Here is a 25,333-nt window from a genome sequence, read left to right as displayed (position 1 = left end):
CCGCCTTGCTGCAACTCAAATGCTTTCGGGGACTCAGTTAATTAAAGATTTTTCATATTTTCCGCTTCTAACTCGCGGAAATATTTAACAGTTTTGACTTTCAGTTCCATGGTGGACGGTTCGTCGCACACCATAACGGCTTTTGCGTGCAATTGCAGGCAACTGATGGTCCACATGTGGTTGATATTGCCTTCTACCGCCGCTTCCAGCGCCTGCGCTTTCGCGTGGCCGGTCACCAGAATCATCACTTCTTCTGCGTCCAGCAGCGTGCCCACGCCAACGGTCAGGGCGTATTTTGGCACCTGGGAGACATCGTTGTCGAAGAAACGTGAGTTCGCGATGCGGGTTTCATGCGTCAGGGTTTTGATGCGGGTGCGGGAAGCCAGAGAAGACGCCGGTTCGTTGAATGCGATATGACCGTCGTTGCCCACGCCACCCATGAACAGGTGAATTTTGCCGTAAGACTTAATTTTTGCTTCGTACTGGCGGCATTCTTCGTTGACGTCTGGCGCATTACCATTCAGCAGATTGATGTTTTCGCGTGGAATATCAACGTGGTCAAAGAAGTTTTTGTACATGAAGGTATGATAGCTCTCAGGGTGTTCCTGCGGCAGACCAACATATTCATCCATATTGAAGGTAACAACGTGCTTAAAGCTAACCTGGCCTGCTTTATGCATGGCGATTAAATGTTTATACGCTTCGAGCGGGGTACCACCGGTAGGTAAGCCCAGAACAAACGGGCGGTCGGCAGTGGGTTTGAAAGCATTGATACGTTCAACGATATGACGTGCAGCCCATTTGCCAACTTCAGTGGTGGTGTTTAAAGGAATAAGTCTCATCACATACCTCTAGTTTTTCAGAATATTGAATATACTGTTGATATCCTTTGTTCTTGACGTTGCAGGGGCGTTGGCTGCTCTCGCTCACCCGGATCACTTACCTGTGTAAGCTCATCGGGATCCACTCGATTGCCGCCTTCCTGCAAGGTCAGGGACTGCGGATATCCGTAGTCAAAGCAAAAACGAAGTTCGTCGGTTCAAAGGCGGTCTTGTTAAGCGTAAACCACCGCAGCGGTTTATGACTGGCACAATGCCGTCTGGATTTTTTTAATGATAAAATAAGTTTGGTGTCTTGACCAGTGTAATGGCATGTTATGACCTCTTTTTGGTGACGATTCTCACAAAAAGAGAGGTTTTAATTTGCGATACGAAATAATCTTTTTACACTCGCAATCGCAGTTGGTTAAATCGGAACGGTAAATGTAAAAGGTAGTAAACATACTAATTAAACTACTTAGGTGATTCGCTTACGGGCGAGTAGGGGGAATGTTGAATATACTGAGTTATTTACAAAAGATTGGCCGGGCATTGATGGTGCCAGTCGCTACGTTGCCAGCCGCCGCCATTCTTATGGGTGTCGGTTATTGGATCGACCCTGTGGGCTGGGGTGGAGACAATGCACTGGCGGCATTTTTCATTAAATCGGGTTCCGCTATCATCGAAAACATGTCCGTACTGTTTGCGATCGGTGTGGCGTATGGCATGTCCAAAGACAAAGACGGTGCGGCTGCACTGACCGGTTTTGTCGGTTTCCTGGTGCTGACCACGCTGTGTTCGCCAGCAGCCGTGTCAATGATTCAGAAGATCCCGTTAGACCAGGTGCCGGCGGCATTTGGTAAAATCAATAACCAGTTCGTCGGTATCTTAGTCGGTATCATTTCCGCTGAGTTGTACAACCGCTTCAGCCACGTTGAGTTGCCGAAAGCGTTGTCTTTCTTCAGCGGTCGTCGTCTGGTGCCGATCCTCACCTCTTTCCTGATGATCATCGTTGCCTTCATTCTGATGTATGTCTGGCCTCTGATCTTCAACGGTCTGGTGACCTTCGGTGAGCACATCCAGCAACTCGGTTCTGCCGGTGCCGGTATCTATGCTTTCTTCAACCGTTTACTGATCCCGGTCGGTCTGCATCACGCCCTGAACTCCGTGTTCTGGTTTGACGTGGCAGGCATTAACGACATCCCTAACTTCCTTGGCGGCCAGGAATCTATCCAGGCAGGTAAAGCGGTTGTGGGTATCACCGGTCGTTATCAGGCGGGCTTCTTCCCGATCATGATGTTCGGTCTTCCGGGTGCGGCGCTGGCGATTTACCACTGCGCACGTCCTGAAAACAAGGCAAAAGTTGCCGGTATCATGATGGCTGCCGCTTTCGCTTCCTTCTTCACGGGTATCACCGAACCGCTGGAATTCTCCTTCATGTTCGTTGCGCCGGTTCTGTATGTTATCCACGCCGTGCTGACCGGTATTTCGGTCTTCATCGCCGCAAGCATGCACTGGATTGCCGGTTTCGGCTTCAGCGCAGGTTTGGTGGATATGGTGCTGTCTTCCCGTAACCCGCTGGCGACTCACTGGTACATGCTGATCCCTCAGGGTCTGGTGTTCTTCGTGATTTACTATGTGGTGTTCCGTTTCACCATTCAGAAATTCAACCTGCTGACGCCGGGTCGTGAGCTGGCGGTTGCCGGTGACGAAACTGACGGTTATGACGTTGATGTGGAATCTGCGGGCAATAAAGGCGACGAAACGGTTGCTCTGGCACGTCGTTATATCAGTGCCATCGGCGGTTCAGAAAACCTCACCGGTATTGATGCCTGTATCACCCGCCTGCGCCTGAACGTGAAAGACTCCGCGCTGGTGAATGACGGGTTGGCAAAACGTCTGGGTGCTTCAGGGGTTATCCGCCTGAACAAGCAAAGCGTGCAGGTGATTGTCGGTACCCGTGCTGAAATCATTGCCGGTGCGATGCGCACGGCACTGAATGCAGGCCCGATTGCTGCGGCTACGGCGACGCCGGCTGCGCCAGTGTCTGAAATCAAGCCTCAGGCTGTACCCAACAGCGTGAAAACCGTGGTAGAAACGCTGGTATCGCCGGTCACCGGTGACATCGTGGCGCTGGATCAGGTCCCTGATGAAGCCTTTGCCAGCAAAGCGGTGGGTGATGGCGTGGCCATTCGTCCGACGGATAAAATCGTGGTAGCGCCTGCTGCCGGTACCGTGGTGAAAATCTTCAATACCAATCACGCGTTCTGCCTGGAAACCACTTCCGGTGCTGAAATCGTGGTGCATATGGGGATTGATACTGTTGCGCTGAACGGTCAGGGCTTTACCCGCCTGGTCGAAGAAGGGGCCACGGTCACTGCCGGACAACCTGTTCTCGAGCTGGATCTGGATTACCTGAACGCTCACGCGCGCTCAATGATCAGCCCTGTTGTGGTCAGCAATATTGATGATTACACCGGTGTGACTGCGCTGGCCAGCGGTTCTGTGGTCGCCGGTCAGAGCAAACTGTTCGACATTCAGGGCAAATAACGTCTCTGAACGGCTGACAGTGAAAAGTCCCCTGACGGGAAGAGAGCGATCTCTTCCCGTTTTTTATTGTTTCAGAACAGACGGCACAGAGATAACCACGATTTTATGCAACTAACGGTTGTTTCCCGACGTGGCTTGTTGGAACATAAGCGGTTATCCGTAGAGTCAATGTTGCGTAGAGGAATTGCACAATGAGTGAGGCTGAAGCCCGCCCAACAAATTTTATCCGTCAGATTATTGATGAAGATCTGGCGACCGGGAAACACAATACCGTTCATACCCGTTTCCCGCCTGAGCCAAATGGCTATCTGCATATCGGTCATGCGAAATCTATCTGCCTGAACTTCGGCATTGCGCAAGACTATCAGGGGCAGTGCAACCTGCGTTTTGACGATACCAACCCGGCAAAAGAAGACATCGAATTCGTTGAGTCGATCAAACACGACGTCCAGTGGTTAGGTTTCGACTGGAGCGGTGATATTCACTACTCTTCAGACTATTTTGATCAACTGCACGCTTATGCGCTGGAACTGATCAACAAAGGTCTGGCGTACGTTGACGAACTGTCACCGGATCAGATCCGTGAATACCGCGGCTCGCTGACGTCTCCGGGCAAAAACAGCCCGTACCGTGACCGTTCAGTGGAAGAGAACATCGCGCTGTTTGAGAAAATGCGTAACGGTGAATTTGCCGAAGGCGCTGCCTGTCTGCGTGCAAAAATCGATATGGCGTCGCCTTTCTTCGTGATGCGCGATCCGGTTCTGTACCGCATTAAGTTTGCAGAACACCACCAGACCGGCAAAAAATGGTGCATCTATCCGATGTACGATTTCACCCACTGCATTTCCGATGCGCTGGAAGGGATCACCCATTCGCTGTGTACGCTGGAATTCCAGGACAACCGCCGTCTGTACGACTGGGTTCTGGATAACATCTCCATTCCATGCCACCCGCGTCAGTACGAGTTCTCCCGTCTGAATCTCGAGTACTCCATCATGTCTAAGCGTAAGCTGAACCAGCTGGTGACCGAGAAGATTGTGGAAGGCTGGGACGACCCGCGTATGCCGACTGTTTCAGGTCTGCGTCGTCGTGGTTACACCGCCGCGTCTATCCGTGAATTCTGCCGTCGTATCGGCGTCACCAAGCAAGACAACAACGTCGAAATGATGGCGCTGGAATCCTGTATCCGTGACGATCTGAACGAAAATGCACCGCGCGCCATGGCGGTGATCAACCCGGTTAAAGTGATCATTGAAAACTTTACCGGTGATGACGTGCAGAGGGTGAAAATGCCGAACCACCCGAGCAAACCGGAAATGGGCACCCGCGAAGTGCCATTTACCCGTGAGATTTATATCGATCAGGCAGATTTCCGCGAAGAAGCGAACAAGCAATACAAGCGTCTGGTGCTCGGCAAAGAAGTGCGTCTGCGCAATGCGTATGTGATCAAAGCAGAACGTATCGAGAAAGATGCAGAAGGCAATATCACCACGATCTTCTGTTCTTACGATATCGATACACTGAGCAAAGATCCTGCCGATGGCCGCAAGGTGAAAGGCGTGATCCACTGGGTTTCGGCGTCAGAAGGCAAACCGGCGGAGTTCCGCCTGTATGACCGTCTGTTCAGCGTCGCCAACCCGGGTCAGGCAGAAGATTTCCTGACCACCATCAACCCGGAATCTCTGGTGATTTCCCACGGTTTCGTGGAGCCATCACTGGTGGCTGCACAGGCTGAAATCAGCCTGCAGTTCGAGCGTGAAGGTTACTTCTGCGCCGACAGCCGCTACTCAAGCGCTGAACATCTGGTGTTTAACCGTACCGTTGGCCTGCGCGATACCTGGGAAAGCAAACCCGTCGTGTAAGCCTTCAGTGTCAGATGATAAAACGCAGCTCCGGCTGCGTTTTTTTTTGCCTGTGATAATCGTAATGGGTTTTGTTTCTCGTCGCGAATTAATGTATTTCCTATGCTTGCTTTTTAAACGATACGGCGCGAGCTGTTGTATTGCTGAAACGTTTAAACTGTAGGGTTATTTTATTTAATTGCTTGTTTTAGTTATTTATTCAGTTAATCCACTGCTTTAATTCTTTCCTGAGACCCTCTGTAACACTTTTTCATCTTTATGTGCACTTTGTCATATTTCGGCGATCAATGATGAATTACTCATTGATAATTCGCGTCGCGAAAAATATTCTAAACCTGTTTTATACGGTTACGCCTCTGGCGGCCGCTTTTTATACCCGTTTGGGTTTTGCTCGTTTTTTTAGTCAACATGAGGAATCTCTATGCACAAGCACCGTAACAGGGGCAGAGGATCGGCTTACCTGAAACCTGCGATATATTCCCTGGCCGGCACCTTACTGGGTGGCGGAATGATGTTCGCTGAAGATGCCAACGCGGCAGGTTTTATTGATGATTCAACGCTGACCGGCGGCGTGTATTACTGGCAGCGTCAACGTGACCGCAAGGACATGGATCCGGCGAGTGACAGCTACAAAGACTATACAACCAACCTTTCCCATTCTACCGCTAACCTGAACCTCGACTTTTCTTCCGGCTATGCCTGGGACATGTTTGGTATTGATATCGCCGCTTTCACGGCAATTGAAATGGCCGAAAGCAGCGAGAGCGGACACCCCAACGAAATCGCCTTCTCCAACAGCAACCGCGCGTACGACGAAGATTATTCCGGCGATAAAAGCGGCATCAGCCTGTATAAGGCCGCCGGTAAATTCAAATACGGCGGATTCTGGGGACATGCGGGTTACATTCAGCCCACCGGACAAACGCTGATCGCGCCACACTGGAGCTTTATGCCCGGAACCTATCGCGGTGCGGAAGCCGGATATAAACATGATTTCGGTGATCCGGGTGAGCTGAGCTTCTCCTACATGTGGACCGACGAATACAAATCCCCGTGGCATCTGGAAATGGATGATTTCCGCCAGAATGACAAAAAGACCGGCGTTTCTTATCTTCACTCGGTCGGGGCGAAATACGATTTTAAAAATGATTTCGTGCTGGAAGGCGCATTTGGTCAGGCTGAAAGTTATGTTGATCAGTACTTTGCCAAGGCCTCTTACAAAATTGATCTGATGGGCAATCCGCTGACCACCAGCTATCAGTTCTATGGTGCAGAAGATCGCATCAGTGACAAGAATGATCCGAACAGTCTGTATGACGGACTGGCATGGCTGCAGGCGCTGACTTTCGGCTATACCACCGGTCAGTTTAACTGGCGTCTGGAAGGGACGATGGTGAAGGCCGAAGGGAATCAGGGTTACTTCCTGCAACGTATGACCCCGACCTATTCCTCTTCAAACGGTCGTCTTGACGTGTGGTGGGATAACCGTTCTGACTTCAACGCCAACGGTGAGAAAGCCGTGTATGCCGGCGTGCTTTATGATCTGGCGAAATGGGATCTGCCGGGCTTCGCGGTCGGTGGTTCGTACGTCTATGCGTGGGATGCCAAACCGAGCACCAATGCGGCCTACGATCAGAGCCAGCGCCTGAAAGAAAGCGCCTGGAGTCTGGATGCGCTGTATACCATTCAGGAAGGGCGCGCCAAAGGGACGCTGTTCAAACTGCATTACACCCAATACGACAACCACTCTGATCTTCCGAGCTGGAGTGGCGGGTACGGCAACATATTCCAGGATGAAAAAGACGTGAAATTCATTGTCATCGCTCCATTCACTATTTTCTGAGGTCGTTATGTCGATGAATAAATTACTGATGATTGTGATGTCGTCCGTGCTTCTGGCCGGTTGTGCACCTACCGCTGATCAGGCAGAAATCTCCAAAACGCGGGAAGATTACCGGACCTGTATCAATACGGCGGAAGGCGATGCGGACAAACTGGCATCCTGTCAGGTGATGCTCAACAAGCTGAAACAGGAAAAAGCACACCAGCAATTTGCAGAACAGGAGACAGTGCGCGTGGTGGATTATCAGCGCTGCCTTACCGCCCGTAAAACCGGAAACGGTCAGGCCTTTGCCGCCGATTGCGGGAAAATCTGGCAGGAAATCAGAGCGAATAACGCACCGGAAAAGTAACTCAACACCAGAACACGGATGCAGAAATCAAAACCCCGGCTTGCCGGGGTTTTTTGCCTCTGCCCTCTGCCAGATTGCAGACATAAAAAAACCGCTTTTCAGCGGTTAATTTAGTCAAAGCCCGTGCAGATTACAGCGCAGGTTTATCGTTATGCAAAGAGTCATCTTCACGGCAGTCGCCTGCTTCACAGTGGCCGTACAAATACAGACTGTGGTTGGTCAGTTTGATGCCATGTTTCTTAGCAATCTCACGCTGACGACCTTCAATATATTCGTCACGGAATTCAATCACACGGCCACAATCCAGACAGATCAGGTGGTCATGGTGATGTTGCTGGGTCAGTTCGAATACGGACTTGCCGCCTTCGAAGTTATGACGGGTGACAATACCGGCGTCGTCAAACTGGTTCAGAACGCGGTAAACCGTCGCCAGGCCAATTTCTTCACCCATATCAATCAGTTGCTTGTAAAGATCTTCCGCACTAACGTGATGACCTTCCGGCGCTTGCAGCACTTCCAGGATTTTGAGGCGCGGAAGCGTGACTTTTAAGCCGGCTTTCTTCAGTGCGGTGTTGTTGTCAGTCATGCGGATTCAGTCCTGTTACTATGTGCTAATCAAGTTGAGGCATGCAGCCTGTGGCATCGGCGGCACAAAATTATTCGTATAGTCTCTTCGTTTAACGCAAATGTGCCAATTCTCGTCAACGACAGCCTGTTAATAAAGATCACAAAGTGCCGGTCACATTTGGAATGCAACGACTTGATCGATAGAAAAAACAGATGAACTCAGTGTACCTTGATACGACTGAAAGTTACAATTTTGTAGCAGTTAAATTGTTAATTTCAGTAATAGTTTGGCCCTTCAATTGTAGAATAAATCCTCAGGGCCAACAGGGTTTTTAGCCAATAATTTCAGAAAGGCTGAGTTCTTCTGTGATCTGTTTTACCCAGGCATCAACACGTTCGTTGGTCAGTTCTGGCTGACGGTCTTCGTCAATTGCCAGCCCAATGAAGTGCTTATCGTCTGCCAGGCCTTTGGATGCTTCGAAGTGGTAACCTTCGGTTGGCCAGTGACCGACAATCACCGCGCCGCGTGGCTCAATGATGTCGCGCACGGTACCCAGTGCATCGCAGAAATATTCGGCATAGTCTTCCTGATCGCCACAACCAAACAGCGCGACCAACTTACCTTCGAAATCTATCTCTTCCAGCGTTGGGAAAAAGTCGTCCCAGTCACACTGCGCTTCACCGTAATACCAGGTTGGAATGCCGATCAGCAAAATATCGAATTTTTCCAGATCCTCTTTGCTGCTCTTCGCAATGTCATGCACCTCTGCAACATCTTTACCCAATTGCTTCTGGATCATTTTTGCGATGTTTTCGGTGTTACCTGTATCGGATCCAAAGAAGATACCTACAACGGCCATAAGATTACCTAACCTCTTGTTCTAAATGAAGTGCCCTGCATCGCAGGCAATAATAATGCAGATGATAGCAAACTCGCGAGGCGGAGAATATGCTTCCGGCCGCCTTCTTGACTGGGAAATAAGTTTATCGGGCAATATTTTAAAGTGTTATCGCCTTTGTGTGTTTTCCAAAAACGCCAATAAACCTCAAACTTATTGAGGTTAAAAGCAAACTTGAGAAATAAGTCGACACAATACTAAATTTCGAGCACATCCCGCCGATAGATGATGCGAGAGCAATCTCAACATAATAAAGAAATCGATGCCCGGAGAGGTGTTCAAACATGTCCTGGGGCACTTGCCTGCTGGTTACCTGTCTTGATTCTCCGCATCCCCGTCAATCCTCAGACCAGAAACAGTCCTGTTTCGAGAGAGGCATATCGTGCAGTTTTTAAAAAATATCACCATCAGGGCCGCATTATTAACGATTCTTGGCATCTTCTGCGTCATGTGGGCCGGTGTTTCCCTTTACACCGTCTCCTCACTTGACACGCTGACGCAAAATACCAAAAACAGTACCGAGCTGGTCAACAATATGGCGCTGATCAACAAAGGTAATGATCAGTATTTTCGTACCGTGACGCGCCTGAGCCGCGCCGTCGCACAGCTTCAGGCCGACCCATCAAAAGGGCCGGAAATTTTTGATACCGCGAAACAATCCCTCGACGGACTGACGCAGGCGCTGGCCAGTTTTAAAACAGCGCCGCATCCAGGTCTGGAAGAAGCCGCCGTTCAGGAACTGAGCACTAACTGGGACAACCTGATCACGCAGGGCGTCACGCCGTTATTTGCCGCCGCGAGCAGCAAGGATATCGGGACTTATAACCAGCTCGCCAATTCAACCGTCCCTGCGCTGAGCCGCAGCTTTGGCGCGTCCATGGAAAACGTCAGCGGCCAGATCGCCGTTGATTTCGATGCGGCGCAACGTCAATCGACCCATCTGACCTCCATCGGCAAAGTGATTTTGCTGACGGCGTTTGGTATCGGGCTGGTGATTTTACTCCTGACCGACCGTTATCTGGTGATGGCGCTGGTGAGACCACTGGATCAAATCCGCGACCATTTCGCGGTGATCGCCAGCGGCGACCTGACGCATTATCTGGAAGAGTTCGGTAAAAACTGTGCCGGTAAGCTGATCCCGTTGCTGAACTTAATGCAGCTGAGTCTGGTGAATACCGTCCAAACCATCCGTAACTGTACCAACCACATTTATCAGGGCGCGTCAGAGATTTCAGCCGGTAACAACGATCTGTCTTCCCGTACAGAAGAACAGGCCTCGGCGCTGGAAGAAACCGCCGCCAGCATGGAAGAACTGACCGCTACCGTGAAACACAATGCCGATAACGCGCATCACGCCAGCCAGCTGGTGATTGAAGCCTCCGGTACCGCGCAGCGCGGCGGGAATATCGTCGCGGATGTGGTCAGCACCATGAAAGACATCTCCGGCAGCTCGAAGAAAATTGCCGAAATCACGTCGGTCATTAACAGCATCGCTTTCCAGACCAACATTCTGGCGCTGAACGCCGCGGTTGAAGCCGCGCGTGCGGGCGAGCAGGGACGGGGTTTTGCGGTGGTCGCCAGCGAAGTGCGCAATCTGGCACAGCGCAGTGCGCAGGCGGCGAAGGAAATCGAGCAGCTGATCAGCGAATCGGTTTCCCGCGTCGACAGCGGTTCGCGGCTGGTTGAAAACGCCGGTCAGACCATGAATGAAGTGGTGCGTTCCATTACGCACGTCACCGATATCATGGCGGAAATCGCGTCTGCGTCTGATGAACAAAGCAAAGGCATCAGCCAGGTGGCGGTGGCCGTCACTGAAATGGACAGCGTGACGCAGCAGAACGCCGCGCTGGTGGAACAGGCATCGCAGGCTGCGGTTTCGCTGGAAGAACAGGCGTCATTGCTGAACAACGCCGTCGCCACGTTCAAGCTGAAAGACAGCGTGACCAGCGTCGGATCGCGTCCGGCGAAGTCAATTTCCGCGCCATTACTGCGTCCGGATACCGGCATGCTTTCGGCGAAAAGTGCTGAAAACTGGGAAACGTTCTGAGGGGGAAGAAAAGCGTTAGCGTGGAATAGTTAAGAAAAAACAAACGGGTAGCCTGAGAGGGTTACCCGTTTTCAATCAGCCTTCATGACCGTTAAGATGCGACAGCAGCATCTCTTCAATCAATTCGCTACGACTGATATTGCGTTCTTCTGCCAGCTTATTGAGCATATCAACAGCATCGGCGTTCATTTTCAGCTCCACGCGACGCAGGCCGCTCGCTTTATCGCGGCGTAACTGGTTGCGCTTATTGATCCTGAGCTGTTCATCACGGGATAGCGGATTTGTTTTTGGACGCCCAGGACGGCGGTCATCTGCGAACAGATCAATCGTCGTGCGATCCAGTTGTTCTTTTGCCATAGGTAGCGGTACAACCAGGGAAGTTTTTACATCGGAAAACGGCAAGCCGGTTCCTGACGAGCGTTTCACACATTTCGGGCTAAGAAACCCTGACCCAATTTACCCCCCGCGACTCACAGTGAGTAAAACGGGGTGGCAAAATTATAGCGCGCAATCATACACTGGCGCGCCTGGGGTTCACAACGCCTGATTGCCCTGATTTCATGATAACTTCCTAAGTTGTGCAGACTTTTTGCACAATTTATCCCCAGGATGTTAAACCTCAGGCTGCATCGATGAAACGATGCACAGCGCGCAGCACCGCATCGGGTTTTTCGGCGTGCACCCAATGACCCGCTCCCGCCACCACATGCGCTTTGGCCTGCGGGAACTGGCGGGCAATCGCATCGCGATATTCATCCTGCACATACGGCGATAAACCGCCACGGATAAACAGCGCCGGATGATCCCACGGCGGCACCTCTTCCCAGCCGGTAATGGTGTCGTATTCGCTCAGCAGCACCGGCACGTTGAAACGCCATTCTCCCTGCTGGAACGATTTCAGCAGGAACTGGATCACGCCGTCTTCCTTTATATACTCACGCATACACTCAGTGGCCGAGGTGCGGTCGCGGAGTCCGGCGTCGGTTACCGCGTTAATTGCCGCAAAAATCTCATCATGACGGCGCACGTGGTAATCCACCGGCGCGACATCAATGGCGATCAGCCTTTCGATGCGATCAGGGATCAGCGCCGTCAGCGCCATTGCCGCTTTTCCGCCCATTGAGTGACCGATAACGATGATTTTTTGGAAACCCACCTCATCCAGCGTTTCCACTAAATCCTGCGCCATGGCGGCATAAGACATCTCGCCGGCGCGTCCTGACTGACCGTGATTACGCAAATCGACCTGTAACACGTTATGCTGTTTTTTCAGGTCGCGGGCCAGAATGCCCAGATTATCGAGGGTGCCGAACAGGCCGTGGATCAGTAAAACCGGCAGGGCGGTGCTGCCAGCGACGTCAGCTTCTTGCAGGCGATAATGTAATTTCATAGCGAAGTTCATACAGATAAACAATCTCATTAGGTTATCATGACTTGCGGATAATTTTTGAAAACAGAAAGTGTCTGCCAGATGCCAGAGCGGGATTTGTCTATCAGGAAGCCGGCGGGTTGATGTCAGCATGCAGCAAAATCGGGAAGTTGTCTGGATTTTGCTTCGCGGCGCAATTCCTCTGTTTGTTACTGCGTAGAAATTTGTATAATCCTTTTGAATGAATTAAGTAGAAAAACAGTACTGGATAAAGATGAAAACTATTGAGGTTGACGAAGAACTCTACCGCTATATTGCCAGCCATACGCAAGCAATCGGTGAAAGCGCGTCTGATATTTTACGCCGTATGTTGAAGTTTACTGCCGGTCAGACCGCTCCTGCCGCGCCAGTGACCCCTTCTGTTATCGCCGGCACTGTCGCGCAGGAAAAACCTGCCGCCGCCGCAGCCCCGACGTCGCGTGATAAAGTCCGCGCCGTCCGTGAACTGCTGCTGTCCGATGAATACGCAGAACAAAGCAAAGCGGTGAACCGCTTTATGCTGATCCTGTCGACCTTGTATACCCTCAACCCGAAAGAATTTGCGACGGCGACCGACTCTCTGACCGGCCGCACGCGGACCTATTTTGCCGGTGACCAGCAAACCCTGCTGCAAAACGGCATTCATACCAAGCCTAAACACGTTCCCGGAACGCCGTATTGGGTTATTACGAATACCAACACAGGTCGCAAACGCAGCATGATCGAACACATCATGCAGCTCATGCAGTTCCCGGCGGAACTGACTGACAAAGTGTGCGGCACCCTCTAAATTTCAGCGTAAGGGAGAAGCGCCAGTGGCTAATCACCCCCGTGCAGGGCAACCTGCTCAGCAAAGCGATTTGATCAATGTGGCGCAGTTAACGTCACAGTATTACGTTCTGCAACCGGATCCGGCTAACACTGCACACGCGGTGAAATTCGGCACGTCCGGCCATCGCGGTAGTTCGTTGCGTCACAGCTTTAATGAAGCGCACATCTTGGCGATTGCTCAGGCAATTGCTGAAGTGCGTAAAGAGCAGGGCACCACCGGCCCGTGCTACGTGGGTAAAGATACCCATGCGCTGTCCGAACCGGCATTTATCTCTGTGCTGGAAGTGCTGACCGCCAATGGCGTGGATGTCATTGTTCAGGAAGACAACGGATTCACGCCGACACCGGCCGTGTCTCACGCCATCCTGACCCACAACCGCAACGGCGGCGCGCTGGCAGATGGCATCGTCATCACGCCTTCGCACAACCCGCCGGAAGATGGCGGCATCAAATATAACCCGACCAACGGCGGCCCGGCAGATACCAATCTGACCTCGGTAATTGAGAAGCGTGCTAACGCACTGCTGGCGGCTAAGCTTTCCGGTGTGAAACGTCAGTCTCTCGATCAGGCGTGGAAAAGCGGTCATCTGGTGGCGAAAGATCTGGTGCAGCCATTTATCGAAGGGCTGACCGATATCGTGGATATGGCCGCGATTCAGAAAGCCGGCCTGAAACTGGGTGTGGATCCGCTCGGCGGTTCCGGTATCGAATACTGGAAGCGTATCGCGGAACATTACAAACTGGATCTGACGCTGGTAAACGATGAAGTCGATCAGACTTTCCGTTTCATGCATCTCGACCACGACGGCGTGATCCGCATGGACTGCTCGTCTGAATCGGCGATGGCCGGTCTGCTGGCCCTGCGTGATAAGTTCGATCTGGCCTTCGCTAACGACCCGGATTACGACCGCCACGGTATCGTGACACCTGCCGGTCTGATGAACCCGAACCATTATCTGGCGGTGGCGATTCAGTACCTGTTCCAGCACCGTCCGCAGTGGGGCAAAGACGTTGCCGTCGGTAAGACGCTGGTTTCCAGTGCGATGATCGACCGCGTGGTGGAAGATTTGGGCCGTAAGCTGGTGGAAGTGCCGGTCGGTTTCAAATGGTTCGTTGACGGTCTGTTTGACGGCAGCTTCGGTTTTGGTGGCGAAGAAAGTGCCGGGGCTTCATTCCTGCGTTTCGACGGCACACCGTGGTCAACCGACAAAGACGGCATCATCATGTGTCTGCTGGCCGCGGAAATCACCGCCGTCACCGGCAAGAATCCGCAGGAACATTACAACGAGCTGGCGGCCCGCTTTGGCGCACCAAGCTACAACCGTATTCAGGCGCCTGCGACGCACGCACAGAAAGCCGCGCTGTCTAAACTTTCTCCTGAACAGGTGAAAGCAGACACCCTGGCCGGTGACCCGATCACCGCCCGCCTGACCAACGCGCCGGGTAACGGTGCGTCCATTGGCGGTCTGAAAGTGATGACCAAAAACGGCTGGTTTGCGGCACGTCCGTCCGGCACAGAAGAAGCCTACAAAATCTATTGTGAAAGCTTCCTCGGTGCTGAACACCGTGAACAAATCGAGAAAGAAGCGGTAGAAATCGTCAGCAAGGTTCTTGCCGACGCTAAATAAGCCGTTCTCTGCTTCTCATCAAAGGCGCTGATTATTCAGCGCTTTTTTTTTTGCCCGTTTCTTGCCGGAAGTTCAGATGTTAATAAAGATATATCTAAATGCGTTTTTCCGCTTGCCAGTTTCTGAAAACCGATCTACTTTAGATATATCGAAATAATTCGATATATCTAAATAGGGCATACAATATGTTTAGCAAAATGTTTGAAGGCCGCCATCGCGGTCACGGTAGCCGGGAAGAAGGGCATCGCGGTCATTGCCGTCATGAATCTGATGTTGGTGATCACAGCGAGCGCCATGCGTTACGTCGTGACGGCCGTCATCGCGGTGAAGAACGGGGAGAAGAAGGGCGCGAACGTCGCGGACGTGGCGAAGGTCGCCGTGGCGGGCGCGGTGAGCGGGGTGTACATCGTCTGTTTGAACACGGTGATTTACGCCGCGTACTGCTGGCGCTGGTGGCGAAAAAACCGAGCCACGGTTATGAGCTGATCAAAGCCATCGAAGAAGCCTCTTCCGGTCTGTATGTACCGAGTCCGGGCGTGATTTACCCGACGCTGACGCTGCTGGAAGAACAGGATTTCCTTGAGCCTGTCGCCACCGGCAATGGCCGCAAAAGTTATCAAATCACCGAAGCGGGCAAAGTGGAACTGGCGCAGCATCAGGCGGCGGTCGATGTGATTTTTGCCCGTCTGGCCGGCGCTCAGCGTCCGCGTGAAAACAACCTGGCGGAAGGCATCCATGAATCCATGCATCGCCTGCGCCACGCCCTGCGCGGCAACATGATGCGTGCGGATTTAACGCCGGAGCAGGTGGTGCGTGTGAATGCGATTTTGCAGCAGGCGGCTGAAAGCCTGGAAGCCGAATTTGGCGAAGCCAGAGCGGAAGCTGACGAACCTAAGGCATAAAACGATAGCCCACGCCGGTTTCCGTCAGTAAATGACGCGGCCGGGTGGCGTCGGCCTCCAGCTTCTGACGCAGATGCCCCATGTAAATGCGCAGATAATGGCTGTGTTCGACATAGTTCGGGCCCCAGACGTGGCTCAGTAACTGACGCTGAGTAATGACCTTGCCGCTGTTTGCCAGCAGTTCGGCCAGCAGGCGAAATTCAATCGGCGTCAGATGACAATCTTCCCCGTTCCGCTGTACGCGCCGGTTGATCAAATCCACCGTCACATCCGCAAACGTCACCAGCGGGCTTTCCTGTGAACTGCCCGCATGACGGCGCAGCGCCACGCGAACCCGCGCCAGCAGTTCACCGACGCCAAACGGCTTGGTGAGAAAATCATCGGCACCGGCATCCAGCGCAGCAATCTTGTCTTCCTCGCGGGTGCGTGCCGACAACACAATGATCGGGATGGCGCTCCAGTGGCGCAAATCGCGGATATACGTCAGGCCGTCACCGTCCGGTAAACCGAGATCGAGAATAATCAGATCCGGTTTACGGGTTCCGGCCTCAATCAGCCCGCGTTGCAGCGTCTCGCTTTCAAACACCCGCAAGCCTTCCGCCTCCAGTGCCGTGCGCACAAAGCGGCGGATTTCTTTTTCATCTTCAACAATTAAAATATTTACCGGGGATGCGCTCACGATGCCTCGTTGATGTCTGATTCCATGTCACTTTCCATCTCCGGCAATGCCTCGAGCGGCAACCTGAAACGAAAACGCGCACCGCCGTCGGGGCCATTTTCCGCCCAGATCCGTCCGTCGTGCACCTCAATAATGGCACGACAAATCGCTAATCCCAACCCCACGCCGGGAATGGCGGATTCTTTATTGCCACGGGCGAATTTTTCAAAAATAGTCTGTTCAGCACCGGCCGGAATACCGGGGCCGTTATCCCAGACTTCAATCTCCAGCCACTCATCCAGCGGAATGGCTTTGATGCCAATCGTCGCGCCGGTACCGGCATATTTATGGGCATTTTCCAGCAGATTGATCAGCACCCGTTCGATCAGACTGGCATCGCAATTGACCAGCACCATTTCTTTCGGCAAATCGATCTGAATATTGTCATGCGCCAGCACCGGTTCCAGCATCCGCAGCGCGCTGCCGGTGATTTCTTCCACCGACTGCCACTCCTTGCGCAGGTTAAATCCGCCGGACTGAATGCGCGCCATATCCAGCAAATTGTTCACCAGCCGCGTGGTGCTCAGCACCTGCTGGCGGATCTGACTGGCCTGCGGCGCGTGCTTCGAGCCTTCCGATGCCAGATCCAGCGTCAGGATTTCCGCCTGCCCGAACAGCACCGTCAGCGGCGTGCGTAAATCGTGCGACAGCGCGGAGAGCAGCGAGTTACGCAGTTGCTCGCGCTCGGTTTCCAGCCGCGCCGTTTCTGCGCGGGCGGCCAGATGCAGACGCTCCAGCGCATTGGCAATCAGCACGGTAAAGGTCTGCAACAGGCGTTGTTGTTCCGGCACCAGCAACTGGCGGATATTTGGCGGTTCGACCGCCAGCAGGCCGCGCGACTCTCCCGACGCCACCAGCGGCAGCAGCTGATACGGCACGCCGGGCAGGGTATCGGTGCCCGCACCGGCAGGCAGTTTCTTATCGAAACTCCAGCGGGCGATGGCGTCATCCACCACAATCGCCGTGATTTCACCGGCAGGTTGCGCCAGCTCGCCGTTTTCCTGCGGCAGCAAAATGGCGGTTTTGGCATTCAGGCTGGAAGAAATAAAGTGACGGCTGGTTTGCGCGATGGCTTCCGGCGTCAGCGACTGGCTCAGCCCTTTGGACATTTCATACAGATGCTGTGCGCGTTTTTCACGGTGACGGGCGATGCGCGCCTGATAACGTACCCCGGCGGTCAGATTGCCGATCAGAATGCCGACAATCAGCATCACGCCGAAGGTCACCAGATATTGCGCGTCTGTTACTGCCAGCGAGCCGCGTGGCTGCACGAAAAACAGATCAAAGCTGACGACGTTAATCACCGCCGCCAGCACCGACGGCCAGCGGCCATAAAACAGCGCAACGATCACCACGCCGAGCAGATACACCATCACCAGATTGGCCTGATCGAAAGTTGGCACCAGCCATTGCGACATCACGGTGATCACCGCACACAGCGCCACGGCCAGCGCACACCCCCACAACTGACGGCTGAAACGGTCGGCGAAGGTGCGGGAGTCCTGTTCTTTGCGCGGCGATGTCACCGGCGCATCTTCCAGTCCGACAACGATCAGATCGAGATCCGGCGCGATATCCGCCAGTTTATCGGCAAAACTGGCGCTGAATTTCCAGCGTTTTTCACGGCGGCGGCCGGTCATGATTTTGCCCAGACGATGTTCACGGGCGTAGCGCAAAATCGCCTGTTCTTCCTGCGGGTCGGATAACGTGGCGGTTTCCGCGCCCAGTTCCTGCGCCAGTTTCAGCGAATGCAAAATGGCGCGGCGCTGGCCTTCCGGCAGACGGTGCAGACGCGGAGTTTCCACATATACCGCGTGCCAGACGCAGCCGAGACGCGCGGCAAGCCGTGCGGCGACGCGAACCAGTTTTTCGTTACCGCTGCCGTGACCGATACACAGCAACAGCGCGTCGCGGGTATGCCAGACGCGGTTAACGCCCTGATCGTCACGGTATTCGCGCATCTGGTCGTCAACCCGGTCGGCGGTGCGGCGCAGGGAAAGTTCGCGAAGGGCAATCAGATTGCCTTTACGGAAGAAATGTTCGATGGCGCGTTCAGCCTGACCGGGGATGTAAACTTTGCCCTCTTTCAGGCGCTGACGCAGGGAGTCCGGCGGTAAATCCACCAGCACCACTTCGCTGGCGTCATCAAACAGACGGTCGGGAACGGTTTCGCGAATAATGATGCCGGTGACGCCGCTGACCACATCGTTCAGGCTTTCCAGATGCTGAACATTCACGGTGGTAAACACGTCGATACCGGCATCGAGTAACTCTTCGACGTCCTGCCAGCGTTTCGGATGGCGCGAACCGGCGGCATTGCTGTGCGCCAGTTCATCCATCAGGATCAGGGCAGGGCGGCGGGCCAGCGCGGCGTCGAGGTCAAACTCCTGCACCTGACGGCCACGGTGGTGTATGCGTTTCGGCGGTAACAGAGAAAGCCCCGGCAGCAGCGCCTGCGTTTCCTGCCTTCCGTGGGTTTCCACCACGCCGACCAGCACGTCAAGGCCGGTGGCGCGCAGACGCTGTGCTTCCTGCAACATGGCAAAAGTTTTCCCGACGCCCGCACAGGCGCCGAAAAAGACTTTTAGTTGCCCGCGGGGCTTCTCATTAGCCAGCGCCAGCAGGCTGTCCGGATCGGGGCGATCGTCAGTCATATCATCCTTATTGAGCTTTCAGTTCATCCAGCGCCAGATTCAGCCCGAGCACGTTAACCACGTCCGGGCCGAGGAAACCAATCAGCGGCGATGATGTATTATCATCAATCAATTTATTCACTTGCGCCAGTGGCAGACCGCGCGCGGCTGCAATGCGCGGTGCCTGCCATTGCGCCGCGTCAACGGAAATCTGCGGATCCAGCCCGCTGCCGCTGGCGGTCACCAGATCCACCGGCACTGTCGCCGGGCTTTGCGGATTGGCTTTGCGCAGCGCCGCCACGCGGTCTTTTACCGCCTGATCCAATGCCGGATTACTGGCTGCCAGATTGCTCCCCGCCGATGCCAGCGGGTTATACGGTGAATCGGCGGTAACGGACGGGCGTCCCTGGAAATACTCATTGCGGGTAAAGTTCTGCCCGATCAGCTCAGAGCCAATCACCTTATTGCCGCTGTCTTTGATCAGCGACCCCATTGCCTGCGGGCGGAACACCAGCTCAGACACGCCGGTGGTCAGCAGCGGATACACCACGCCGGTTGCCAGCGTCAGCAGCACCGTCATCACCAGAGCCGGACGCACATAGGACATTTTTTTAACGGACATAATGGTCTTCCTCAACAATCAGCTCAGATGTAAAACGGTCAGGATCACGTCGATCAGCTTGATACCGGCAAACGGCACCAGCAGACCGCCTGCACCATAAATCCACAGGTTGCGGCGCAACAGCGCGGCGGCACTCATGGCTTTATAGCTCACGCCTTTCAGCGCCAGCGGGATCAGGAACACAATCACCAGGGCGTTGAAAATGACCGCCGACATAATGGCCGACGACGGCGACGTCAGATGCATCACGTTCAGCGCATTCAGTTGCGGATAGGTCGCCGCAAACGCCGCCGGAATAATGGCGAAATACTTCGCCACGTCGTTGGCGATACTGAAAGTGGTCAGCGATCCGCGCGTCATCAGCATCTGTTTACCGATATGTACCACTTCAATCAGCTTGGTCGGGTTGGAATCGAGATCGACCATGTTCCCGGCTTCCTTCGCCGCCTGTGTCCCCGAGTTCATCGCCACCGCCACATCGGCCTGCGCCAGTGCGGGCGCATCGTTGGTGCCGTCGCCGGTCATGGCGACCAGCCGACCTTCCGACTGATACTGACGAATTAACGCCAGTTTGGCCTCCGGCGTGGCTTCTGCCAGAAAATCATCGACGCCCGCTTCGGCGGCGATGGCGGCAGCGGTCAGCCGGTTATCCCCGGTGATCATCACCGTTTTGATGCCCATTTTGCGCAGCTCGGCGAAACGTTCCTTGGTGCCGCCTTTGACGATATCTTTCAGCTCGACCACGCCCAGCACTTTCGCGCCCTCAGCGACCACCAGCGGCGTGCCGCCTTTACGCGCCACGGTTTCCACCAGCCCATCGACGGCTTTCGGGAAGGTACCGCCGTTGGATTCCACATGGCGGCGGATGGCGTCCACCGCACCTTTACGGATGCTGCGCTCACCGACGTTGACGCCGCTCATGCGGGTCTGCGCGGAGAAGGGGACGAAAGTCGCATTCAGCGAATGAATATCGCGTTCGCGCAGGTTAAAACGCTGCTTCGCCAGCACCACGATACTGCGGCCTTCCGGCGTTTCATCGGCCAGCGACGATAACTGCGCGGCATCGGCCAGTTCCTGTTCCGTCACCTGAGGCGCGGGCAGGAACTGCGATGCCTGACGGTTACCGAGCGTGATGGTGCCGGTTTTGTCGAGCAGCAACACATCCACATCACCGGCGGCTTCCACCGCGCGGCCACTGGTGGCGATGACGTTGGCTTCCAGCATACGGCTCATGCCTGCCACGCCGATGGCCGACAGCAAGCCCCCGATGGTGGTCGGGATCAGACACACCAGCAGCGCCACCAGTACGGTAATGGTGACCGGAATACCGGCGTGGCTGGCGTTAACGCTGAACAGCGAGAACGGATACAGCGTGGCCGTCGCCAGTACGAACACCAGCGTCAGGGCGACCAGCAAAATGGTCAGTGCCACTTCGTTTGGCGTCTTGCGGCGTTTCGCGCCTTCGACCATCGCAATCATACGGTCAAGGAAGGTATCGCCGGGGTTGGCTGAACACTCAACCACCAGCCAGTCGGACAACACGCGCGTCCCGCCGGTGACCGAGGAGAAGTCGCCGCCGGATTCGCGGATCACTGGCGCGGATTCGCCGGTAATGGCGCTTTCGTCCACCGATGCACCGCCGATCAGCACTTCACCGTCGCACGGCACGGTATCGCCCGCTTCGATCAGCACGTAATCGCCTTTGCGCAGCGTATCGGCGGCGACTTTGATCACCGGTGATTCAGGGCGCGGTTCGTAGATTTTTTTCGCCCAGCTGGTTTTCTGCACGCCTTTCAGGCTCTGCGCCTGCGCCTTGCTGCGGCCTTCCGCCAGGGCTTCGGCAAAGTTGGCAAACAGCACGGTGAACCACAGCCACAGCGACACGCTGCCGGTAAACGCCGCGCTGCCGTCAGTGCGATGCATCAGGATCGCCAGCCAGATCAGCGTGGTCAGGATACTGCCCAGATACACCACGAACATCACCGGATTACGCCACTGAACGCGGGGATCCAGCTTTTTCACCGAATCCAGCAGGGCAGTGCGGATCAGGCGAGGTTCGAATAACGCACGTTGTTTACGACTCATTTTTTTCGTCTCTATATTCATCAGTTCAACGGGTTACGCAGCATTACTGTGCGGACCAGACCTGCAAATGTTCCGCGACCGGTCCCAGCGCCAGCGCCGGAATAAAGGTCAGCGCGCCGACCAGCAACACGGTGCCGACCAGCAGACCGATAAACAGCGGGCCGGAGGTGGGCAGGGTGCCGTTGCCTGCCTGCTGGCGCTTTTTCACCACCAGTGAACCGGCAATCGCCAGCACCGGAATAATCACCCCGAAGCGGCCGAAGAACATGCAGGCTGCCAGCAGCAGGTTGTAGAACGGTGTGTTGACGCTCAGCCCGGCAAAAGCACTGCCGTTGTTATTGGCGGCGGAAGATACGGCGTACAGCACTTCACTGAAACCGTGTGCGCCGGGGTTTAAAATCCCTGCACGACCGGCATCGGTGACCAGCGCCAGTGCGGTGCCGAGCAGCACCAGCGTCGGCGTGACCAGGATCGCCAGCGCCGTCATCTTCATGTCGTAAACGTCGATTTTCTTACCGAGATATTCCGGTGTGCGGCCTATCATCAGCCCGGCAATAAACACCGTCAGCAAGACGAACAGCAGCATGCCGTACAGGCCGGAACCCACGCCGCCGAACACCACTTCACCAATCTGCATCAGCCACATCGGCACCATGCCGCCGAGCGCGGTAAAGGAATCGTGCATGGCGTTGACTGCGCCGCACGAGGCCGCTGTCGTCACGACCGCATACATCGCCGAAGCCAGAATGCCGAAGCGGCTTTCCTTGCCTTCCATATTGAAATTGCTGCTGACGCCAGGCGCGGTGAAGTGCGGATTGCCTTTGAGTTCGGCGTACATCACCACCACCACGGACACCACAAAAATCACCGACATTGCCCAGACCAGCGCGTGACCCTGACGGTTGTCGCCGACCACACGGCCAAACGCAAAACACAGCGCGCACGGGATGATGAAAATCGCCAGCATCTGCACCATGTTGGTCAGAGCGGTCGGGTTCTCAAACGGATGCGCGGAGTTAGCGCCAAAGAAGCCTCCCCCGTTGGTGCCGAGCATTTTGATCGCTTCCTGCGAGGCCACCGGCCCCATCGGCAACGTCTGTTGCAGGCCTTCCAGCGTGGTGATGTGCTGATAGGCTTCGAAGTTTTGCAGCACGCCCTGACTGACGAAAAACAGCGCCAGCAGAAACGCGACCGGCAAAAGCAGATACAGCGTAATGCGCCATAAATCCGTCCAGGCGTTCCCGATGGTTTGCGCCGAAGGACGCGCAAATGCCCGGATCAGCGCAAAGGCAACGGCGATACCGGTGGCGGCGGAGAGGAAGTTTTGCACCGTTAATCCGGCCATCTGGCTGAGATAACTCAGCGTGCTTTCGCCGCTGTACGCCTGCCAGTTGGTGTTGGTCACGAAACTGACAGCGGTGTTGAACGCCAGATCCCAGGACAACCCGCTAAAATGCTGCGGGTTCATCGGCAATACGCCCTGCGCCATCAGCAGGGCCGTCAGCACGATAATGCCCAAAATGTTGAATACCATGATCGCCAGCGCGTACTGCCACCAGTTCATTTCAGCCGTGCTGCTGCCAGAGGTACGTAAAACGCCGTTCTCAATGCGCTGTAAAAATGCGCCGGGCTGTCCTTCAATCAGTTGAGCAATAAAGTGTCCCAGTGGTTTTGCCAGCAGCAAAAGCACCAGCATAAAACTGGCAATCAGTAAGAAACCGGTCGCAGCCATTTAAAAATCCTCCGCATTCAGCAGGGCATAAACCAGATAGCCGAGCAGCAGAAGAACCAGTAATGCGCCGCAGATTACGCCAACACTCACAATCCACCTCCACAGGTGTGTTTTTATGTTGTGGCGAGAATAGGGAAAGGCGGGAAAAGATCCTGAAAAGAAAGGGTTCGTGCGTGTAAAAAAAGTATAAAAATAACCAAAAATGAAACTCAAAAGAAACTCAAAATGCGTATTTATTTAACCATTCTGTAACTCAATTACAGTAATAGGGTGAATTTGGCGAAAATTTACACTTTTAAGTGGTCAGATGAGTAGTAAAATTTCATCAATTGCGGTATATTTTTCGCAACTTACAGTTTCCGAAAACTTTCCAAATTTCACAGGAGCAACGCGATGAATGAATACACGCCATATACCATGACCCGCATACTGGCCCGCCGCGCTTTTGTTATTGCTGCCGGTGTTCTGGCACTGCCGGTCATGCTGTTCCGCGCTGACCGCGCCCGTTTTTACAGCTATTTACACCGCGTCTGGATGAAAACCAGCGATAAGCCGGTGTGGCTGAGTCACGCTGAGATGGCGACACAAGATTTTTATTAATTCAGCTCCCTCCCCTGCGAAGGGGAGGGTTGAGGTGGGGTATTAAGGTCAAACACACGATTTGAAGTCTGCGTAAGCCGTTGTTCGGTCTGCTAAACCCCCTCCCATCCTCCCCCTTCGCAGGGGGAGGGGCCAGAAACCCCGTTTTCCCGACGGGGTTTTTTATTGCCTGTCGATAAACCTGTACAACATTATTTTTATGTATAACTTGTGCTAAGGTTATACGTGAAGGTGATGAGTTAATGCCGCCTTCCTTTTCTTCTTCCAACGCAAGGCGCAGACAATGATGAAAACAATTCCGATAGGTATCAGTGCATGCCTGCTGGGTGAAAATGTCCGCTTCGATGGCGGGCATAAACGTCTGGCGTTTGCGGTGGAGCAACTCGCGCCGTATGTGCGGTTTGAACCGGTCTGCCCGGAAATGGCGATCGGCTTACCGACGCCGCGTCCGGCGCTGCGGCTGGTGAAGATGAACGACAGTGTGGTGATGCGCTTCAGTAATGACGAGAGCATCGACATTACTGAAAAAATGCAGCAATACGCGGAAAAACGTGTGGCGCCGCTGGCCGGTCTTTGCGGCTACATCGTCTGCGCGAAATCCCCGAGCTGCGGGATGGAGCGGGTGCGGGTGTACAGCGCCAACGGTAAAGACGCCAAAAAAGCCGGTGTCGGGATTTATACCGCTGAGCTGATGAAACAGCATCCGTGGCTGCCGGTGGAAGAAGATGGTCGCCTCAACGATCCGGTGCTGCGCGAGAATTTTGTCGAACGGGTCTTTACGCTTTTCGAACTGAATCAGTTGCGGGAAAGCGGCCTGACGCGCGGCAAACTGATGGCGTTTCACAGCCGTTATAAACTGACGTTGCTGGCCCACTCTCAGCCGGAATACCGTGAACTGGGGCGCTTTGTCGCCGCGATGGCAGAGTGGGGATCCCTCGAGGAATACTTTGACGAATACCGCCTGCGGCTGATGAACCTGCTGCGTCACAAAGCCACGCGCCGTAATCACACCAATGTGCTGATGCATGTGCAGGGATATTTCCGTAAACAGCTGAGTTCGCCACAGCGTCAGGAGCTGGCGGGCCTGATCGACCGCTACCGTCAGGGCGTGCAGCCGCTGCTGGCGCCCATCACGTTGCTCAAACATTACATGTCGGAATATCCGGATGCTTATCTGGCTGATCAGCGTTATTTCGAGCCTTACCCGGAAGCCTTAAAACTTCGATACGGACATTAAAA

At 54.2% G+C, this 25,333-nt stretch carries 21 protein-coding genes; 10 read left to right on the top strand and 11 right to left on the bottom strand.

Features of this window, described 5'->3' with window-relative positions:
* Positions 1–41: 41 nt before the first annotated feature.
* Complete coding sequence (gene nagB / locus EYY67_RS01220; RefSeq protein WP_095921172.1) at positions 42–842, bottom strand: glucosamine-6-phosphate deaminase; 801 nt, start codon at positions 840–842, stop codon at positions 42–44.
* Between the two features lie 489 nt (positions 843–1,331).
* On the opposite strand from nagB, the gene nagE reads away from it, so the two are divergent.
* From nagE to chiQ, 4 genes are all read left to right on the top strand, one after another.
* Complete coding sequence (nagE, locus tag EYY67_RS01215) at positions 1,332–3,368, top strand: N-acetylglucosamine-specific PTS transporter subunit IIBC (RefSeq protein ID WP_095925083.1); 2,037 nt, start codon at positions 1,332–1,334, stop codon at positions 3,366–3,368.
* A 191-nt stretch (positions 3,369–3,559) separates the two neighbouring features.
* Positions 3,560–5,230 (top strand): glutamine--tRNA ligase, encoded by a 1,671-nt coding sequence (gene glnS, locus EYY67_RS01210; protein ID WP_119826633.1) that lies wholly within the window; start codon positions 3,560–3,562, stop codon positions 5,228–5,230.
* 421 nt (positions 5,231–5,651) lie between these two features.
* Positions 5,652–7,073 (top strand): chitoporin ChiP, encoded by a 1,422-nt coding sequence (gene chiP, locus EYY67_RS01205; RefSeq protein WP_095921175.1) that lies wholly within the window; start codon positions 5,652–5,654, stop codon positions 7,071–7,073.
* Between the two features lie 13 nt (positions 7,074–7,086).
* Complete coding sequence (gene chiQ / locus EYY67_RS01200) at positions 7,087–7,422, top strand: ChiQ/YbfN family lipoprotein (RefSeq protein WP_165497928.1); 336 nt, start codon at positions 7,087–7,089, stop codon at positions 7,420–7,422.
* A 130-nt stretch (positions 7,423–7,552) separates the two neighbouring features.
* Here the strand turns inward: chiQ and fur are convergent, their stop codons facing one another.
* Positions 7,553–8,008, bottom strand: a complete 456-nt coding sequence (fur, locus tag EYY67_RS01195) for a ferric iron uptake transcriptional regulator (RefSeq protein ID WP_095921177.1) — start codon at positions 8,006–8,008, stop codon at positions 7,553–7,555.
* Between the two features lie 313 nt (positions 8,009–8,321).
* Entirely contained in the window at positions 8,322–8,849 is a 528-nt protein-coding gene (gene fldA, locus EYY67_RS01190; RefSeq protein WP_095921178.1) for a flavodoxin FldA, read from the bottom strand.
* A gap of 421 nt (positions 8,850–9,270) precedes the next feature.
* On the opposite strand from fldA, the gene EYY67_RS01185 reads away from it, so the two are divergent.
* Complete coding sequence (locus EYY67_RS01185) at positions 9,271–10,935, top strand: methyl-accepting chemotaxis protein (RefSeq protein ID WP_119826629.1); 1,665 nt, start codon at positions 9,271–9,273, stop codon at positions 10,933–10,935.
* 75 nt (positions 10,936–11,010) lie between these two features.
* Here the strand turns inward: EYY67_RS01185 and ybfE are convergent, their stop codons facing one another.
* A complete protein-coding gene (gene ybfE / locus EYY67_RS01180) occupies positions 11,011–11,292 on the bottom strand; it encodes a LexA regulated protein (RefSeq protein ID WP_015690259.1) in 282 nt (93 codons plus the stop codon).
* Between the two features lie 262 nt (positions 11,293–11,554).
* On the bottom strand, positions 11,555–12,337 hold the full coding sequence (ybfF, locus tag EYY67_RS01175; RefSeq protein ID WP_131692640.1) for an esterase: 783 nt from the start codon (positions 12,335–12,337) through the stop codon (positions 11,555–11,557).
* Positions 12,338–12,578: 241 nt separating this feature from the next.
* Here ybfF and seqA point away from each other — a divergent pair, with 241 nt between their 5' ends.
* The 3 genes from seqA (at position 12,579) to EYY67_RS01160 (ending at position 15,704) form a co-directional block, all read left to right on the top strand.
* Entirely contained in the window at positions 12,579–13,133 is a 555-nt protein-coding gene (seqA, locus tag EYY67_RS01170) for a replication initiation negative regulator SeqA (protein ID WP_095921181.1), read from the top strand.
* A gap of 25 nt (positions 13,134–13,158) precedes the next feature.
* On the top strand, positions 13,159–14,802 hold the full coding sequence (gene pgm, locus EYY67_RS01165; RefSeq protein WP_095921182.1) for a phosphoglucomutase (alpha-D-glucose-1,6-bisphosphate-dependent): 1,644 nt from the start codon (positions 13,159–13,161) through the stop codon (positions 14,800–14,802).
* Between the two features lie 185 nt (positions 14,803–14,987).
* Complete coding sequence (locus EYY67_RS01160; RefSeq protein WP_095921183.1) at positions 14,988–15,704, top strand: PadR family transcriptional regulator; 717 nt, start codon at positions 14,988–14,990, stop codon at positions 15,702–15,704.
* Here EYY67_RS01160 and kdpE read toward each other — a convergent pair.
* Genes kdpE through EYY67_RS01130 form a run of 6 tightly spaced genes read right to left on the bottom strand, consistent with a single transcriptional unit; the run spans position 15,694 to position 23,584 of the window.
* Positions 15,694–16,383: a two-component system response regulator KdpE gene (gene kdpE, locus EYY67_RS01155; protein ID WP_095921184.1), complete on the bottom strand. Its 690-nt coding sequence runs from the start codon at positions 16,381–16,383 to the stop codon at positions 15,694–15,696. The two genes, EYY67_RS01160 and kdpE, sit on opposite strands and share 11 nt — an antisense overlap.
* Positions 16,380–19,076 carry a two-component system sensor histidine kinase KdpD gene (kdpD, locus tag EYY67_RS01150; RefSeq protein WP_119826623.1) on the bottom strand — a complete coding sequence of 899 codons (2,697 nt, stop codon included), beginning with the start codon at positions 19,074–19,076 and terminating at the stop codon, positions 16,380–16,382. The genes kdpE and kdpD overlap by 4 nt, the downstream gene beginning before the upstream one ends.
* A 7-nt stretch (positions 19,077–19,083) precedes the next feature.
* A complete protein-coding gene (gene kdpC, locus EYY67_RS01145; protein ID WP_195817015.1) occupies positions 19,084–19,662 on the bottom strand; it encodes a potassium-transporting ATPase subunit KdpC in 579 nt (192 codons plus the stop codon).
* A 33-nt stretch (positions 19,663–19,695) separates the two neighbouring features.
* Complete coding sequence (kdpB, locus tag EYY67_RS01140; RefSeq protein ID WP_131692639.1) at positions 19,696–21,762, bottom strand: potassium-transporting ATPase subunit KdpB; 2,067 nt, start codon at positions 21,760–21,762, stop codon at positions 19,696–19,698.
* 43 nt (positions 21,763–21,805) lie between these two features.
* Positions 21,806–23,494 carry a potassium-transporting ATPase subunit KdpA gene (gene kdpA, locus EYY67_RS01135; RefSeq protein WP_131692638.1) on the bottom strand — a complete coding sequence of 563 codons (1,689 nt, stop codon included), beginning with the start codon at positions 23,492–23,494 and terminating at the stop codon, positions 21,806–21,808.
* On the bottom strand, positions 23,495–23,584 hold the full coding sequence (locus EYY67_RS01130; RefSeq protein WP_071823630.1) for a K(+)-transporting ATPase subunit F: 90 nt from the start codon (positions 23,582–23,584) through the stop codon (positions 23,495–23,497).
* 303 nt (positions 23,585–23,887) lie between these two features.
* On the opposite strand from EYY67_RS01130, the gene EYY67_RS01125 reads away from it, so the two are divergent.
* Positions 23,888–24,094: a YbfA family protein gene (locus EYY67_RS01125; RefSeq protein ID WP_095921190.1), complete on the top strand. Its 207-nt coding sequence runs from the start codon at positions 23,888–23,890 to the stop codon at positions 24,092–24,094.
* A 283-nt stretch (positions 24,095–24,377) separates the two neighbouring features.
* Positions 24,378–25,331 (top strand): YbgA family protein, encoded by a 954-nt coding sequence (locus EYY67_RS01120; RefSeq protein ID WP_131692637.1) that lies wholly within the window; start codon positions 24,378–24,380, stop codon positions 25,329–25,331.
* Positions 25,332–25,333: the final 2 nt, after the last annotated feature.

The organism is Rahnella victoriana, assembly GCF_004330295.1.
Taxonomy (GTDB): Bacteria; Pseudomonadota; Gammaproteobacteria; order Enterobacterales; family Enterobacteriaceae; genus Rahnella; species Rahnella victoriana.
This window is presented reverse-complemented; position numbering and strand designations above follow the sequence as displayed.

Excerpts from the sequence above, each read along its gene's own strand:
- chiQ (WP_165497928.1), top strand. The coding sequence starts at position 7,087 with ATGAATAAATTACTGATGATTGTGATGTCGTCCGTGCTTCTGGCCGGT.
- fur (WP_095921177.1), bottom strand. The coding sequence starts at position 8,008 with ATGACTGACAACAACACCGCACTGAAGAAAGCCGGCTTAAAAGTCACG.
- kdpD (WP_119826623.1), bottom strand. The coding sequence starts at position 19,076 with ATGACTGACGATCGCCCCGATCCGGACAGCCTGCTGGCGCTGGCTAAT.
- kdpA (WP_131692638.1), bottom strand. The coding sequence starts at position 23,494 with ATGGCTGCGACCGGTTTCTTACTGATTGCCAGTTTTATGCTGGTGCTT.
- fldA (WP_095921178.1), bottom strand. The coding sequence starts at position 8,849 with ATGGCCGTTGTAGGTATCTTCTTTGGATCCGATACAGGTAACACCGAA.
- kdpB (WP_131692639.1), bottom strand. The coding sequence starts at position 21,762 with ATGAGTCGTAAACAACGTGCGTTATTCGAACCTCGCCTGATCCGCACT.
- EYY67_RS01125 (WP_095921190.1), top strand. The coding sequence starts at position 23,888 with ATGAATGAATACACGCCATATACCATGACCCGCATACTGGCCCGCCGC.
- nagB (WP_095921172.1), bottom strand. The coding sequence starts at position 842 with ATGAGACTTATTCCTTTAAACACCACCACTGAAGTTGGCAAATGGGCT.
- glnS (WP_119826633.1), top strand. The coding sequence starts at position 3,560 with ATGAGTGAGGCTGAAGCCCGCCCAACAAATTTTATCCGTCAGATTATT.
- EYY67_RS01160 (WP_095921183.1), top strand. The coding sequence starts at position 14,988 with ATGTTTAGCAAAATGTTTGAAGGCCGCCATCGCGGTCACGGTAGCCGG.
- ybfF (WP_131692640.1), bottom strand. The coding sequence starts at position 12,337 with ATGAACTTCGCTATGAAATTACATTATCGCCTGCAAGAAGCTGACGTC.
- seqA (WP_095921181.1), top strand. The coding sequence starts at position 12,579 with ATGAAAACTATTGAGGTTGACGAAGAACTCTACCGCTATATTGCCAGC.
- ybfE (WP_015690259.1), bottom strand. The coding sequence starts at position 11,292 with ATGGCAAAAGAACAACTGGATCGCACGACGATTGATCTGTTCGCAGAT.
- chiP (WP_095921175.1), top strand. The coding sequence starts at position 5,652 with ATGCACAAGCACCGTAACAGGGGCAGAGGATCGGCTTACCTGAAACCT.
- kdpC (WP_195817015.1), bottom strand. The coding sequence starts at position 19,662 with ATGTCCTATGTGCGTCCGGCTCTGGTGATGACGGTGCTGCTGACGCTG.
- EYY67_RS01120 (WP_131692637.1), top strand. The coding sequence starts at position 24,378 with ATGATGAAAACAATTCCGATAGGTATCAGTGCATGCCTGCTGGGTGAA.